This window comes from Pseudomonas putida (assembly GCF_002906855.1).
GTDB lineage: Bacteria > Pseudomonadota > Gammaproteobacteria > Pseudomonadales > Pseudomonadaceae > Aquipseudomonas > Aquipseudomonas putida_N.
Genome location: NZ_MINI01000028.1, coordinates 245,096 through 260,637, shown reverse-complemented (window position 1 = coordinate 260,637; position 15,542 = coordinate 245,096). Strand labels below are relative to the sequence as shown.

Sequence of the window (15,542 nt, the reverse complement as noted above, 5' to 3'; positions counted from 1 at the left end):
AGCCATCATGCCCAGCAGTCCCCCCATCGCCCGCCAAGCCTTCCTGCACGGCGCCATCGCCATCCTGCCGCTGTCCCTGGCCGTCGCCCCCTGGGGCTTGCTCGCCGGTTCCATGGCCATCGAGGCCAACCTCAGCGCCTGGCAAGGCCAAGGCCTGTCGGCGATCGTCTTCGCCGGTGCCGCGCAACTGGTTGCCATCGGCATGCTCAAGGGCGGCGCCAGCCTGCTGTCGATCCTGCTCACGACCCTGCTGCTGACCTCCCAACACCTTCTCTATGGCCTGTCCATGCGCCCGGTGCTGTCCAACCAGCCGTTGCGCTGGCGACTGGGCCTGGGCTTCCTGCTCACCGACGAGTTCTTCGCCCTGACCAGCCACTACGACCAGCAGCAATTCAACCGCTGGTACGCCTTGGGCGTGGGCCTGACTTTCTACGTCGCCTGGAACCTGTTCACCCTGGCCGGCATCGTGCTGGGCCAGAACATCCCGCACCTCGACCAGCTCGGCCTGGACTTCTCTATCGTCGCCACCTTCGTCGCGCTGATCGCGCCACTGGTGCGCAACCTCCCCACCGTAGTATGCGTGGCGGTGTCGCTGTTCTGCTCGGTGCTGTTCAGCTACTGGCACTGGGAAACCGCCTTGGTCGCCGCCGGCCTGCTGGGCATGGCTGCTGGCTTCGTCTGCCAGAAATTCACCGGAGGCCGCCCATGATCTGGCTGCTGATTTTCGCCATGGGCGCCGTGGTATTCCTCAACCGCTACGCCTTCCTGGAACCGCGCCTGCCCTTGCGCCTGAGCTCGAACGCCCGGCAGTTCCTCGGCTTTGCCGTGCCCGGCATGCTCACGGCGATCTGTGGGCCGATCATCTTCCTGCCCGGCCACCAGCTCGACCTGAGCCCGCTCAACCCCTACCTGCTCGGCGCGCTGGTGGCCGTTGCGCTGGTGCTGTTGACCCGCAGCGTATTGCTGAGCATGCTGGCGAGCATGTTGATCTTCTTCCTGCTGCGCAGCTGGCTGGCATGAGCACGCCCCTGCGCGAACAGACCCACCTCTGGCAGGCGCCGGCCCTCGGCGACGTCGAAATGCTGCACGCGCGCTACTTCCAGCAGCGCTTCGCCCCGCATGTGCATGAAGGCTATGTGTTCACCGTGATCGAGTCGGGCGCACAACGCTTCTGGCACCGCGGTAGCGAGCACCTGGCGCCGGTCGGCAGCATGGTGCTGATCAACCCGGACGAGCTGCACACCGGCGCCACCGCCCACGAAGCCGGTTGGCGCTACCGGGGTTTCTATCCGGAGCATGAACGGGTTACTGGCGTGCTGGACGAATTGGAACTGGGCCAGCACGGCATGCCGCGTTTCAAGGACAGCGTGATCCAGGACCCGGCCCTGGCCCGGGCCTTCAGCCAACTGCATCAGCTATCGGAAGCCGGCGCCAGCGCCCTGGAACAACAGACCGCCTGGCGCCAGGCGGTGCTGGCGCTGGTGCAGCGCCACGGCCACTGCCCGGAACCCACGGCCCCCGGCAATGAACCGCTGGCGGTGGCACGTGCCCGGGAGATGCTGGAAAGCCAACTGGCAGATCCACCATCACTGGAAGCCCTGGCAGCTGCGGTCAATCTTTCGCCGTTCCATTTCGCCCGGGTGTTCCGCCAGGCCACCGGCCTGCCGCCGCATGCCTGGTTGAAGCAACGGCGCCTGGCGCGAGCACGGGAATTTCTGAAAAGCGGCCTGGCAGCCTCTGACGTGGCCTTTACCCTGGGTTTTGCCGACCAGAGTCACTTGAGCCGGCAGTTCAAGCAGACCTTTGGCGTGACGCCGGGCGCCTATCGCAGCGCCTGCCTGCACAGCTAGCGCCTGCGACGCCAGGCCTCAGGCAAGCCGGCAAGCCACTGCTACACTGACAGAGCAGAACGGAGGATCTGTCATGTCCGAAAGAGAACTCACCACCCTGATATCGCTGATGAACCAGCGCCAAGCCTGCCTGAGCAGTGCCTGCAAGGAAATTGCCGACTGGATCGACCGCCAGGGCGATGTGCCCGCTGCGGGCAAGATCCGCGCCAGCCTGAAGGCGCTGGAGGCCGATGAGGCCCAGGTCCGCAAGACGCTGACCTCGCTCACCCTCGACAGGCCGCTGCCACGCTTCCGTAGCTGAAGCGCGCAGCACAATGAAAAAGGGCCGCTGATGCGGCCCTTTCGTTGGTCAGTGGTTCATGTGCATGTGGTCATGCCCACCGCCGGCATCGGCATTGAGCGGACGCACTTCTGCCTGTACCTCGACGGTTTCCTTGGCGCCCTTGGCATCTTCGATGGTCAGGGTCAGCGGTACCTTCTCGCCTTCTTTCACCTGCTGGGTCAAGCCCATCAGCATCACGTGGTAGCCATTGGGGTCCAGGCTCACCGGCTTGCCCGCAGGCAGCTCCACGGCCTTCACTTGCTTCATGCCCATCACGTCGCCGTTCATGGTCATCTCGTGCACCTGCACGGTCTTGGCCACTGGCGAAGCCACGCCGACCAGCTTGCTGTCAGTGCTGGCGGTCAGGGTCATGAAGGCGCCAGTGGACGGCTGGTGCGGCACGCTGGCGCGTACCCAGGCGTCGCTCACGGTGGTCTGCGCCAGGGCCGGCAGGGCCAGGCCCATCAGTACCAGGGCGGCCAGGCCGCGCTTGATTGGTTGCATCGACATTCAGCAGATCTCCATCAGGGTTGCCAGGTCTTCAGCGCATTCCTTGGCATTGAGCGAATGGCCCAGGCTCAGGCGCAGGGTGCCACGTGTATCGTAGACGTAGCTGGTGGACGAATGAGAGATGGTGTAGGTGTCACCGGCCGGGACCTTTTCGTAGAACACCTTGAACTCCTTGGCCACCGCTGCGATTTCTTCCGGGGTGCCGGTCAGGGCGGTGAACGACGGGTCGAAGGCCTTGACGTAGGCGTCGAGCACTTCGGGGGTGTCGCGTTCCGGGTCCAGGGTGATGAACACCACCTGGAAAATCTCGCGGTCGCGGCCCCTGAGCAGCTTCTTGATCTGTGCCGCACGCGCCAGGGTGGTCGGGCACACGGCCGGGCACTGGGTGAAACCGAAGAAGATCATCGGCATGCTGCCGTAGAAGCTCGACAGGGTGCGGACATTGCCTTGGGGGTCCTTGAGGCTGAACTTGCGCCCAAGGATCTCGTTGCTCATGTTCTTGCCGTACTTGAACTCGAGCCCCCGGGCCGGGTTGCAGCCTGCCAGCAGGCCAAGCCCGAGAACGCCCATCCCGGCGACAACCGCGCGCCGGGTAAACTGATCATTCATTGAACCATCCTTTACAGGGAAGGTGCCGGCCCTCGGGACGGGCCGGCCGAAAAACCGGGGCATTCTGGCATGACACCCGGTGGGCTTCTACCCGACCAAGGCGGTGATGGCCCGCAGCCCTTTGAATACGGGCTGCGGCCTGTTGTCGCAGGGGTTGAAACCGTAACACTTTGTTGCTAGGCCTTGACCTGGAAAGATCAGTAGTAGGCGTTCTCTTTCTGGGTGTGGTCAGTCACGTCACGCACGCCCTTGAGCTCCGGAATGCGCTCGAGCAGGGTGCGTTCGATGCCTTCCTTGAGGGTCACGTCGGCCTGGCCGCAGCCCTGGCAGCCGCCACCGAACTGCAGCACGGCGATGCCGTCGTCGACCACGTCCACCAGGCTCACCTGGCCGCCGTGGCTGGCCAGGCCCGGGTTGATCTCGGTCTGCAGGTAGTAGTTGATACGCTCGTTGATCGGACTGTCTTCGTTGACCATCGGCACCTTGGCGTTCGGCGCCTTGATGGTCAGCTGGCCACCCATACGGTCGGTGGCGTAGTCGACCAGCGCGTCTTCCAGGAACGGCACGCTGACCGCGTCGAGGTAGGCGGTGAAACTCTTCAGGCCGACCGGCTCGTCGTCGGGCTTCTCTTCGCCCGGCTTGCAGTAGGCGATGCAGGTCTCGGCGTACTGGGTGCCCGGCTGGGTGATGAAAATACGGATGCCAATGCCAGGCGTGTTCTGCTTGGAGAGCAGATCGGCCAGGTAATCATGGGCGGCGTCAGTAATGGTTATAGCGCTCATGGAAGTTCCTCACAGACTTGCGGCCAAGTGTACGCCAACCTGGCCTTTGTACAAAGTCCTAGTATTTGACTCGGGAAAGCGCAAATTCGCGAGTTTGCTCCCGTGGTGCCGCCAGCCAGGCCTGCATCCGCCGGTACAGGCCGCGCTCCAGCCACTGGTAGCTGAACCAAGACATTAGTCCAATGGACGGCACGCACACGGCGAATACCAGGTACGGGTTCAGGTGCAGGCGCTGGGCGGCGAACCAGCCGGCATACAGCACCAGCACGTGGATCAGGTACACCGAATAGGAGCAGTCACCCAGTGCCTTGAGCAGGCGATTGCCCTTGAAGTACGGCTCCAGGGCGATGAACGCCAGCACGATCATGGCGCTTGGCACGCCCCAGTGCAGCAGGCGCTGCGAAGCGTCCAGGTGATAGAGCGCGTAGCCCGCCACGCCCAGCACCGCCAGTGGCAGCCACAGGCCCTCGCGGATCAGCCCGCGACGCTGGATCACGCCCAGGCCGATGCCCAGCAGGAATTCGTAGATGATGTCGTTGCTGTAGAAGCGGCTGAGCACGCCCATGCGGCCGAGCACTTCACTGACCAGCAGCAATGCAGCGGTCACCAGCAGCAGGTGGTGGCGCTGGCGCACGAGGAAAGCCAGGCCGAACAACAGGTAGAAGAACATCTCGAAATTCAGCGTCCAGCCCACGTTCAGGGTCGGATATAAACCGTAACCGCCGGGGTTTTCCGCCGGGATGAACAACAGCGACAGCAGCAGGTGATGCCAGTTGAAGGCCTGGTGCGGCATCCACTGGCTGAACGCCAACAGCAACGCCGCCATCAGCGCGGTGTAGAACCAATAAGCGGGGACGATGCGCAGGGCCCGGTTGAGGAGGAACTGGCGCGGTTCGATGGGTTTGTCGCGAGTCGACAGGTAGATCACCAGCCCGCTGATGATGAAGAAGATGTCGACGCCTACAGCGCCGCGGTCGGTGAGCAGCTGGCCAATGGGGCCGGTGGCATGGAAGTCGAAGAAGATCTGCATGAAGTGGTGGCAGACCACCACCCAGGCGGCGAACGCCCGCAGTGCCTGAAGCGAATACAGCATGGAATACCTGCGATTGCCGGTGTATTGAGGCCCGAAGGCTATACAGCCCCCGGGCCACCTACCGTTTCCGACCGCAGCGTATTGGCAAAGGTCAACCGACCCGATCAGAGGTTCTCGTAGCGGTTCATGTCCAGCACCCCGTCCTCCACCGGATCGGTTTCCTCGATGTAGGTGCTGAGGTCATGGAAGTAGCGCCAGAACTCCGGATGACTGCGACGCACGCCCCAGCGCATGACGATGCGCTCGAACTTCGCCGGGTCATCCTTGGCGTACTCCATGTCCTCGACGAACTCTGGCACATCCTTGGCCGGGATGTTGAAGATGAAGTTCGGGTAGCTGCTGAGCACGCCCGGGTACAGCGTCAGAGTGTCCAGCCCCGGCTGGTAGCGGTACGCCTCGCCGAGCAGGAACGCCACGTTGCTGTGCGCACGGTTGCGCAGCAGGCTGTAGACCTGGCGCTGGCCGCCCTCGCCTTCGATGCGCAGCATGGTCGCCTCGGGCAGCTGGCTGATGACTTTCAGGCCGGCGGCCGGGCGCGACACCAGGCGGCTGAGCGACTGCTCGACGTTGCGGAATTCCTCGTTCATCTGCGGCCGCGAGCAATAGGCGCCGGTGCAGCGGTTGATCGGGTCCGGCGCGGCGTTCAGGCTGCCGGTGCGTTGCAGCAGCTTGAGGCCGAAGTCGCGCTTGGGGTCGCGCGGGTCAAGCTTGATGCCGCTCGGCGTGTCGGTGTCGATGTCCTCGTAGTCCAGCCACATCTTCACCTTGCCGCTGTTCTGGTACCAGCTGCCGAGGATCTCGCCACGCTGGTCGGCCGGCATCAGGCGCAGGAAGTTGACCTCGGCGCCGTTGCGGATCAGGTCGAAGTACAGGCGCGTCTGCAGCTGGTGCGAGACGTTGCCGTACACATCGAAGTTGACCGCCAACTGGTAATAGGTGCGCTCGAACAGCGGGTAGTCGAACAACCACACGGTCAGCGGCACGTCGCCAATCAGGCCCTTGGTCACCGAGGCGCTGTCGAAGTGGCGGAAAATGCTCAGCAGTGCATTGTCGTTGCCGGCCCACAGGGTTGCCCAGCCCGGCGCCGGCATTTCAGCATAGGCCTCGCGGCGCAGTTTTTCGTACTCGTTGCGCTTGTCGCGGTAGGCATGCCACAGGTTCAGCACGCTGCCGACATCGTCGATCTGGCCTGGCATGGCCAGCAGCGGCGTGGCTTCGCCGCGGTACTTGGCATCGGTGATGTAGCGGTCGTGGGCCGGTTCCTGGAACAGCGCCCAGAAATTGTCGCGAATCACATCGGTGGCGATCTGCCCGCGGCACACCGGCCCACGAATGAAGGTGCGCACGAAGTACTCGGCGTTATCCAGCATGAACTGGTAGCGCGCCACCGCCGGGATCGCCTCGAAGGTTTCAAACGGGTTGGCCCGGTGGCGAGGGCCGTAGCCCGGCAGCGCGCTGGCATGCCAGTCGCCGGCGTAGAACAGCTGCTTCACGCGCTTGAGCTTTTGCGGCCCCATTGGGTAGGTGATGTGGGTCTTGTGGACGATCACGCCTTGCACCGGGATCAGCCGGTAATAGAAGTCGGTGCCTGGCGGGTCGTTGGGGCGGCGCGTGGCGATAATATCGACCGGCTTGCCGCTTGGCGTGCGCGAGCGTACCCACTGGAAGAAGTGGCCCTGCTCGCCGCCGACGAAGTAGATGTGCGCCAGGAACAGGTGCTCGTACAGCCAGCGGGCGACCAGCGCCTCGGTGGAGCCCGGACGATTGAGCAACTCTTCCCAGTCGGCGATCTGCCTGGCCTCGGCCGCACTTGGCTGAATCGGCTGGTACTCGACCGGCGCGCCGGCGGCCAGCCAGCGGCGCATCGTGTCGTATTCCTTGTCGGTCAGGCCGGTGACCGCCAATGGCATGCCCTCCTTGGGGTGGGCGCCGGCATAGGCGTCGAACTCTTCGGGTAGCGGGCACATGTTGTTGCGGCTAAGCCCCAGGACAATCTCCTCGGGCAGTTTGGCGTTGGGCGTGAGAGGGGTCTTGTGCCCCAGCTCGAGCATGCGCGCCATCAGCGCCGCCTGGCTGCCCTGGTTGTCGAGCACCGAGTAGAAGCCCTTCTTGCGCCATGCATCTTCACTGTGGGCGTCGTAGAACAACCGCGTGGGGGGCACGGCCTTGCTGCGTTCGCCCTGGTACACCGGCACCTTGGTGGCACCGCGCACCGCGCCTTCGGGGCTTTCCAGCTTGAGCTGGCAGGCGGCGTCGTTGCAGGCGTGGCAGGCCACGCATTTCTCGGTGAAGATCGGCTGGATGTCCCGGGTGTAGGAAATGACCGGGCTCGATTGGGGGGCCTGTCCGAACGCCACGCTGCTGATGAGCAGGGCGAAGACGCTGACAAGGATACGATGCACCATGTGCGGAAAGTCCTGGGTATTGAAAGCCATCACGATTTGCCTGGTCGTCCTTGGGTGCTCTGTTTGCATAGCTTGCGCAACGACCGTCCAACATGAACAGAATTCATGCAAATGGGCAATACGCCTAAAAACCGCGCAGCTTTGTTATGATTCGGCACCTTCTGATATTTGCCCGACCAGGTAGTTCCTATGTCCGACCGCAGCGCTCGTCTTCAAGCACTCCAGCACGCACTCAAAGAGCGCATCCTGATCCTCGACGGCGGCATGGGTACTATGATCCAAAGCTATCGCCTCGAGGAACACGACTATCGTGGCACGCGCTTCGCCGATTGGCCAAGCGACGTGAAAGGCAACAACGACCTGCTGCTGCTCAGCCGCCCGGACGTGATCGCCGCCATCGAGAAAGCCTATCTGGATGCCGGCGCCGATATCCTCGAAACCAACACCTTCAACGCCACGCAGATCTCCCAGGCCGACTACGGCATGGAATCGCTGGTCTACGAGCTGAACGTCCAAGGTGCGCGCATCGCCCGCCAGGTGGCCGATGCCAAGACCCTGGAAACCCCGGACAAGCCGCGCTTCGTCGCCGGCGTGCTCGGCCCGACCAGCCGCACCTGCTCGATCTCCCCGGACGTCAACGACCCCGGCTACCGCAACGTCACCTTCGACGAGCTGGTGGAAAACTACATCGAGGCCACCCGCGGCCTGATCGAGGGCGGCGCCGACCTGATACTGATCGAGACCATCTTCGACACCCTCAACGCCAAGGCGGCGATCTTCGCCGTGCAACAGGTGTTCGAGGACGATGGCATCGAACTGCCGATCATGATCTCGGGCACCATTACCGATGCCTCCGGCCGGACACTGTCGGGCCAGACCACCGAAGCGTTCTGGAACTCGGTGCGGCACGCCAAGCCGATTTCCGTGGGCCTGAACTGCGCCCTCGGCGCCAAGGACCTGCGCCCGTACCTGGAAGAGCTGGCGACCAAGGCCGACACCCACGTGTCCGCCCACCCCAACGCCGGCCTGCCGAACGCCTTCGGTGAATACGACGAGACCCCGGCCGAGATGGCGGCGGTGGTCGAGGAATTTGCCGCCAGCGGCTTCCTCAACATCATCGGCGGTTGCTGCGGCACCACCCCGGGCCACATCCAGGCCATCGCCGAGGCCGTGGCCAAGTACAAACCGCGCGAGATCCCGGAAATCGCCAAGGCCTGCCGCCTGTCCGGCCTGGAGCCGTTCACCATCGACCGCCAGTCGCTGTTCGTCAACGTCGGCGAGCGCACCAACATCACCGGCTCCGCCAAGTTCGCCCGGTTGATCCGTGAAGAGAATTACACCGAGGCCCTGGAAGTCGCCCTTCAGCAAGTCGAGGCCGGCGCCCAGGTGATCGACATCAACATGGACGAAGGGATGCTCGATTCCCAGGCCGCCATGGTCCGCTTCCTCAACCTGATCGCCGGTGAGCCGGACATCTCCCGCGTGCCGATCATGATCGACTCCTCCAAGTGGGAAGTGATCGAAGCGGGCCTGAAGTGCATCCAGGGCAAGGGCATCGTCAACTCGATCTCCATGAAGGAAGGCGTCGAGCAGTTCAAGCACCACGCCCGCCTGTGCAAGCGCTATGGCGCCGCCGTGGTGGTGATGGCCTTCGACGAGGTCGGCCAGGCCGACACCGCCGCGCGCAAGAAGGAAATCTGCCAGCGCAGCTACGACATCCTGGTCAATGAAGTGGGCTTCCCGCCGGAAGACATCATCTTCGACCCGAACATCTTCGCCGTCGCCACCGGCATCGAAGAGCACAACAACTACGCCGTCGATTTCATCGAGGCCTGTGCCTACATCCGCGATCACCTACCCCACGCGCTGAGCTCGGGCGGCGTGTCCAACGTGTCGTTCTCGTTCCGCGGCAACAACCCGGTGCGCGAGGCGATCCACTCGGTCTTCCTGTACCACGCGATCCAGAACGGCCTGACCATGGGTATCGTCAACGCCGGCCAGCTGGAGATCTACGACGAGATCCCGGCCGCGCTGCGCGAGAAGGTCGAGGACGTGGTGCTCAACCGCACCCCGCACGGCACCGACGCCCTGCTGGCGATTGCCGACGACTACAAGGGCGGCGGCGCAACCAAGGAAGTGGAAAACGAAGAGTGGCGTTCGCTGCCCGTTGAAAAGCGCCTGGAACACGCGCTGGTCAAGGGCATCACCGCCTTCATCGTCGAAGACACCGAAGAATGCCGCCAGCAGTGCGCACGCCCGATCGAAGTTATCGAAGGCCCGCTGATGAACGGCATGAACGTGGTTGGCGACCTGTTCGGCGCCGGCAAGATGTTCCTGCCACAGGTGGTCAAGTCGGCCCGGGTGATGAAGCAGGCCGTGGCGCACCTGATCCCGTTCATCGAAGCCGAGAAAGGCGACAAGCCCGAAGCCAAGGGCAAGATCCTCATGGCCACGGTCAAGGGTGACGTGCACGACATCGGCAAGAACATCGTCGGCGTAGTACTGGGCTGCAACGGCTATGACATCGTCGACCTTGGCGTGATGGTGCCGGCCGAGAAGATCCTGCAGACCGCCCGCGAACAGAAGTGCGACATCATCGGCCTGTCCGGCCTGATCACCCCGTCGCTGGACGAGATGGTCCACGTCGCCCGCGAGATGCAGCGCCAGGATTTCCACCTGCCGCTGATGATCGGTGGTGCCACCACCTCCAAGGCACACACCGCGGTCAAGATCGAACCCAAGTACAGCAACGACGCTGTGGTCTACGTCACCGACGCCTCGCGTGCGGTGGGTGTGGCCACCCAGCTGCTGTCCAAGGAACTCAAGCCCGGCTTCGTCGAGAAGACCCGCCAGGACTACGTGGAAGTGCGTGAGCGCACCGCCAACCGCAGCGCCCGCACCGAGCGCCTGAGCTACGCCCAGGCCATTGCCGCCAAGCCAAAGTACGACTGGGCAGGCTACCAGCCAGCAGTGCCCTCTTTCACCGGTGTCAAGGTGCTGGAAGACATCGATCTGCGCACCTTGGCCGAGTACATTGACTGGACGCCGTTCTTCATCTCCTGGGACCTGGCCGGCAAGTTCCCGCGCATCCTCACCGACGAAGTGGTTGGCGAGGCCGCCACCGCGCTGTACAAGGATGCCTGCGAGATGCTCGACAAGCTGATCGACGAGAAACTGATCAGTGCCCGTGCGGTGTTCGGCTTCTGGCCGGCCAACCAGGTCGCCGATGACGACATCGAAGTCTACGGTGCGGACGGCCAGGCCCTGGCCACCCTGCACCACCTGCGCCAGCAGACCATCAAGCCCGATGGCAAGCCGAACCTGTCCCTGGCCGACTTCGTCGCGCCGAAGGCCAGCGGCGTCACCGACTACGTCGGCGGTTTCATCACCACCGCCGGCATCGGTGCCGAGGAAGTGGCCAAGGCTTATCAGGACAAGGGCGACGACTACAGCTCGATCATGGTCAAGGCCCTGGCCGACCGCCTGGCCGAGGCCTGTGCCGAGTGGCTGCACGAGCAGGTGCGCAAAGAGCACTGGGGCTATGCCCGCAACGAGCAGCTGGACAACGAGGCACTGATCAAGGAGCAGTACAGCGGCATCCGCCCTGCCCCGGGCTACCCGGCTTGCCCGGACCACACCGAGAAAGAAACCCTGTTCCGCCTGCTCGATGGCACCGCCATCGGCGAAACCGGGCCGAGCGGTGTGTTCCTGACCGAGCACTTCGCGATGTTCCCGGCAGCGGCGGTCAGCGGCTGGTACTTCGCTCACCCGCAGGCGCAGTACTTTGCGGTGGGCAAGGTCGACAAGGACCAGATCGAGCGTTACAGCGTGCGCAAGGGGCAGGACATCAGCGTGAGCGAACGCTGGTTGGCGCCTAACCTCGGGTACGACAGCTAAGACCGCGTTGGCCTCTTCGCGGGACAAGCCCGCTCCTCCACAGGTAACGCATGCGCCTGTAGGATCGGGCTTGCCCCGCGAAGAGGCCAGCACAGCAACCTCTCACTCATTGCCTACACTGTCCCTGATTGCCTCTGCTTCTTCAGGAGCCACCATGGACGATTCCAGCCAGGGCAAACCCCCAACCTTCTGGCAGATGCTGCACAGCATCCTCGCCGCCGCCTTCGGCGTGCAGAGCGGCAAGAACCGCGCCCGCGACTTCACCCACGGCAAGGCCAGCCACTTCATCGTGATGGGCACGCTGTTCACCTTGGTGTTCATCGCCGTGCTGATCGGCCTGGTACAACTGGCGCTGCACCTCACCGCCCACTGAGCGCTCTACAAAAAGTAAAACGCCTGCGGGTTCCCTCCCGCAGGCGTTCTGGCGGCATCACGATCTTGAGATTCAAGTCACTGGTGGCTGACCCAATACACGGCAGTGACCACCACCAGGACGATCAGGCAGAGGATCGCCCAGGCATCGACACTGCTGTCAGCTTTGCGGACTTTGGTAGAGTTTCCCATTGCATTGCCTCTTGTAGTGGTTATGGGAATGCACTTCACCACCAGCAGTTAAGACGAGCAATGCCCTTCTCTCAATCAAGGTCTTTCAATAGTCGACGGGTGACGTCAGAAACGGGTATTGGTAGCTCGGCGGACGCCCTTCGGCGCTGTAATGCTGGAAATCGACGCCGTAGTCGTCCCGCTCCAGCAGCTTCAGCCATCGCCGCGCCTTGGCCGGGTCGATCGACTGCAGCACCGGCAGCGTGTGCTCACGCTTGCCGTCGCGATTCACCTCCAGGCCCTGGGCATCGTCGTGCAGCATCACCATGGCCCAGCCACCCAGCGTGGTGTGCCCGCCCATCAGCACGCCCAGGCGCCCATCGATACGGGCGCGCAAGGCTTGCGCTGAACTGTTGACGGCGGCAAACACTGCATCGCGCCCAGGCTTGCGCCCGGCCTCCTCGAACGCCTGCATCGCACCGAGGGCCATCTGGTCGTTGGCCGCCCACACCAGCCGGGTCTTCGGGTAGCGCTGCAGCAATTGCTGCGCCTGCTCGTAGGCGCGTTCACGGTTCCAGCCGCCGTACACCACCTGGCGCAGGCGCACCTGGGGGAAGTCGGCCAGTGCCCGGCGCATGCCCGCTTCTCGCAATTGTGAAGCCGGTGTGGTCTTGACCCCGGCAAAGGCCACCAGGTCGATCGGCTCATTGTCACGCGGCAGCAAGGCGACCATCTCGTGCAACATGCGAAAGCCTGCCTGCTCGTCATTGGAAGTCAAGGTGCCGAGTATCTGCCCGTAACGGTCGGGCTGGGCCTGGATGCTTCTGGCTTGGGTGGCGGTGAGGCCGTTGTTGACCAGGAACAGCTTGACCCCTGTGCCCTGTGACAGGCGGATGATCTCCGGCGCGACGTATTGCTCATTGACCAGCACCAAGTAGTCCGGCCGCTGCGGCCCCTTGAGAATGGCCCGCGCCTGGCTCATCGCCAGCGCTGCATCGCGCTCGCTGTACTCCACCCGCAGCGACATGCCCAGCTCATCTGCAGCGGCCTGCATGAAACGCGAATAGCTGGTCCAGAACGTCTCGTCCGACAGGCCTGGGTTGAGAAAGACCACCGAGGCGGCCTGAGCGGAGGCTGCCAGTGGCAGGCCCAGGCACAAGCTTTGGCAAAGCACCTTGAGCATGCGGATACACCTTTTGAAACAAACCGCCGAGTATAAACCTGTCGCACCCTGGGGTAACAAATGGCAGTCAGTCTCACTTAGTTCTTTTGGTTCTTTTCATATGCAAAAACATCACTTTAGCGCATAAACCCAACCTGCTATCGTTTCCCGGCTCCGAACCGGAGTGCGCGGCCGTGCGCGCGAATAGCTGCATGCAGCCTGAGACAGGACTTTTATGTACGTATACGACGAGTACGATCAGCGGATCATCGAGGACCGCGTCAAGCAGTTCCGGGATCAGACCCGCCGCTACCTGGCCGGTGAGCTGAGCGAAGAAGAATTCCGCCCTCTGCGCCTGCAGAACGGCCTCTATATCCAACGTTTCGCGCCGATGCTGCGTGTCGCCGTGCCGTACGGCCAGCTGAACGCCAATCAGGTTCGCACCCTGGCCAAGATCGCCCGCGACTACGACAAAGGCTACGCCCACATTTCCACCCGCCAGAACGTGCAGTTCAACTGGCCGGCGCTGGAAGACATCCCGGACATCCTCGCCGAGCTGGCCACCGTGCAGATGCACGCGATCCAGACCAGCGGCAACTGCCTGCGCAACACCACCACCGACCAGTTCGCCGGTGTTGCCGCGGATGAACTGGTCGACCCGCGCCCATGGTGCGAAATCGTCCGCCAGTGGACCACTTTCCACCCGGAATTTGCCTACCTGCCGCGCAAGTTCAAGATTGCCATCAACGGCTCGAAGGAAGACCGCGCCGCCATCGAAGTGCACGACATCGGCCTGGAGCCGGTGCGCAACGCCGCTGGCGAGCTGGGCTTCCGCGTGCTGGTCGGTGGTGGCCTGGGCCGTACCCCGGTGATCGGCTCGTTCATCAACGAGTTCCTGCCATGGCAGGACCTGATCAGCTACCTCGACGCCATCCTGCGCGTGTACAACCGTTACGGTCGCCGTGACAACAAGTACAAGGCGCGGATCAAGATCCTGGTCAAGGCACTGACCCCGGAAGTGTTCGCCGAGAAGGTCGAGGCCGAAATGGCCCACCTGCGTGGCGGCAGCACCACCCTGACCGAAGCCGAAGTCCAGCGCGTCTCGCGCCACTTCGTCGACCCGGACTACTTGGCCCTCGACAACGTCGACTACAGCGCCCAGGATGCCGAATTCCCAGGCTTCGCCCGCTGGCGCTCGCGCAACACTCGCGCCCACAAGCGCCCTGGCTACGTAGCCGTGACCCTGTCGCTCAAGCCGACCGGCGTTGCCCCTGGCGACCTGACCGACAAGCAGCTGGACGCCGTGGCAGACCTCGCCGAGCGCTACAGCTTCGGCTTCCTGCGGACCTCCCACGAGCAGAACATCATCCTCGCCGACGTCGAGCAGCGCCAGCTGCACGCGCTGTGGATGGAACTGCGCGAGGGCGGCTTCGCCACGCCGAACATCGGCCTGCTGACCGATATCATCTGCTGCCCGGGCGGTGACTATTGCTCGCTGGCCAATGCCAAGTCGATCCCGATCGCCGAATCCATCCAGCGCCGTTTCGACGACCTGGACTATCTGTTCGACATCGGCGAGATCGACCTGAACATCTCTGGCTGCATGAACGCCTGCGGCCACCACCACGTCGGCCATATCGGCATCCTCGGGGTGGACAAGAAGGGCGAAGAGTTCTACCAGGTATCGCTGGGCGGCAATGCCGCGCGCGACGCAAGCCTGGGCAAGATCCTCGGCCCGTCCTTCGCCCAGAATGACATGGCCGATGTGATCGAGAAGCTGATCACCGTGTACATCGAAGAACGTACCGAGGAAGAGCGTTTCATCGACACCTACCAGCGTATCGGCATCGACCCCTTCAAGGAACGCGTCTATGCAGCGAATCATTAAGAACAACCAGATCGTCGACGAAACCTGGCACCTGCTGCCCAAGGACTTCTCGTTCGACGAGCTGAGCAACTGCGACGACTACATCGTCCCGCTGCAGATGTGGCGCGACCATGCCCACGTGCTCAAGGCCCGCGACGGCGGCCTGGGCGTGTGGCTGGACAGCGACCAGGAAGCGGAAGAAATCGGCGACGACGTGCAGCACTTCCAGGTCATCGCCCTGAACTTCCCGGCCTTCACCGACGGGCGCAGCTATTCGAATGCGCGCCTGCTGCGTGACCGCTACGGCTACAAGGGCGAGCTGCGCGCCATCGGCGACGTGCTGCGCGACCAGCTGTTCTTCATGGCCCGTTGCGGCTTCGACGCGTTCGCCATCCGTGCCGACAAGGACCCGGAAGACGCACTGCAGGGCCTGAAGGACTTCTCGGTGACCTATCAGGGCGCCACCGATGAGCCGCTGCCACTGTTCCGCCGCCGCTGATCG

Annotated in this window: 14 protein-coding genes; 8 read left to right on the top strand and 6 right to left on the bottom strand. The window is 63.5% G+C overall.

Annotation, left to right across the window (positions count from 1 at the left end):
* Positions 1-7 precede the first annotated feature (7 nt).
* The 4 genes from BGP85_RS01490 (at position 8) to BGP85_RS01475 (ending at position 2,151) form a co-directional block, all read left to right on the top strand.
* The gene (locus BGP85_RS01490; protein WP_103448284.1) at positions 8-709 is read left to right on the top strand and encodes an AzlC family ABC transporter permease; all 702 of its coding nucleotides are present in this window, start codon (positions 8-10) and stop codon (positions 707-709) included.
* Positions 706-1,020: an AzlD domain-containing protein gene (locus BGP85_RS01485; RefSeq protein ID WP_103448023.1), complete on the top strand. Its 315-nt coding sequence runs from the start codon at positions 706-708 to the stop codon at positions 1,018-1,020. The genes BGP85_RS01490 and BGP85_RS01485 overlap by 4 nt, the downstream gene beginning before the upstream one ends.
* Entirely contained in the window at positions 1,017-1,850 is an 834-nt protein-coding gene (locus BGP85_RS01480; RefSeq protein WP_103448024.1) for an AraC family transcriptional regulator, read from the top strand. The genes BGP85_RS01485 and BGP85_RS01480 overlap by 4 nt, the downstream gene beginning before the upstream one ends.
* A 73-nt stretch (positions 1,851-1,923) precedes the next feature.
* The gene (locus BGP85_RS01475) at positions 1,924-2,151 is read left to right on the top strand and encodes a hypothetical protein (protein WP_027593874.1); all 228 of its coding nucleotides are present in this window, start codon (positions 1,924-1,926) and stop codon (positions 2,149-2,151) included.
* 48 nt (positions 2,152-2,199) lie between these two features.
* Here BGP85_RS01475 and BGP85_RS01470 read toward each other — a convergent pair whose 3' ends face one another.
* The 5 genes from BGP85_RS01470 to BGP85_RS01450 form a co-directional block, all read right to left on the bottom strand.
* Positions 2,200-2,682, bottom strand: coding sequence for a copper chaperone PCu(A)C (locus BGP85_RS01470; protein WP_103448025.1), 483 nt, complete (start codon positions 2,680-2,682; stop codon positions 2,200-2,202).
* The gene (locus BGP85_RS01465; RefSeq protein ID WP_060511040.1) at positions 2,683-3,291 is read right to left on the bottom strand and encodes an SCO family protein; all 609 of its coding nucleotides are present in this window, start codon (positions 3,289-3,291) and stop codon (positions 2,683-2,685) included.
* Between the two features lie 197 nt (positions 3,292-3,488).
* Positions 3,489-4,073, bottom strand: coding sequence for a Fe-S biogenesis protein NfuA (gene nfuA, locus BGP85_RS01460; protein ID WP_027919855.1), 585 nt, complete (start codon positions 4,071-4,073; stop codon positions 3,489-3,491).
* 58 nt (positions 4,074-4,131) lie between these two features.
* Positions 4,132-5,166 (bottom strand): acyltransferase family protein, encoded by a 1,035-nt coding sequence (locus BGP85_RS01455; protein ID WP_103448026.1) that lies wholly within the window; start codon positions 5,164-5,166, stop codon positions 4,132-4,134.
* Positions 5,167-5,270: 104 nt separating this feature from the next.
* A complete protein-coding gene (locus BGP85_RS01450) occupies positions 5,271-7,571 on the bottom strand; it encodes a fatty acid cis/trans isomerase (RefSeq protein WP_103448027.1) in 2,301 nt (766 codons plus the stop codon).
* Positions 7,572-7,760: 189 nt separating this feature from the next.
* On the opposite strand from BGP85_RS01450, the gene metH reads away from it, so the two are divergent.
* Entirely contained in the window at positions 7,761-11,468 is a 3,708-nt protein-coding gene (metH, locus tag BGP85_RS01440) for a methionine synthase (RefSeq protein ID WP_103448029.1), read from the top strand.
* 154 nt (positions 11,469-11,622) lie between these two features.
* Complete coding sequence (locus tag BGP85_RS01435) at positions 11,623-11,841, top strand: DUF2970 domain-containing protein (protein WP_103448030.1); 219 nt, start codon at positions 11,623-11,625, stop codon at positions 11,839-11,841.
* A 276-nt stretch (positions 11,842-12,117) separates the two neighbouring features.
* Here BGP85_RS01435 and BGP85_RS01430 read toward each other — a convergent pair whose 3' ends face one another.
* A complete protein-coding gene (locus tag BGP85_RS01430; protein WP_103448031.1) occupies positions 12,118-13,194 on the bottom strand; it encodes an ABC transporter substrate-binding protein in 1,077 nt (358 codons plus the stop codon).
* Positions 13,195-13,408: 214 nt separating this feature from the next.
* Between BGP85_RS01430 and BGP85_RS01425 the strand changes: the two genes are divergently transcribed.
* Both BGP85_RS01425 and BGP85_RS01420 read left to right on the top strand, forming a co-directional pair.
* On the top strand, positions 13,409-15,061 hold the full coding sequence (locus tag BGP85_RS01425) for a nitrite/sulfite reductase (RefSeq protein ID WP_103448032.1): 1,653 nt from the start codon (positions 13,409-13,411) through the stop codon (positions 15,059-15,061).
* Complete coding sequence (locus BGP85_RS01420) at positions 15,045-15,539, top strand: DUF934 domain-containing protein (RefSeq protein WP_103448033.1); 495 nt, start codon at positions 15,045-15,047, stop codon at positions 15,537-15,539. The genes BGP85_RS01425 and BGP85_RS01420 overlap by 17 nt, the downstream gene beginning before the upstream one ends.
* Positions 15,540-15,542 lie beyond the last annotated feature (3 nt).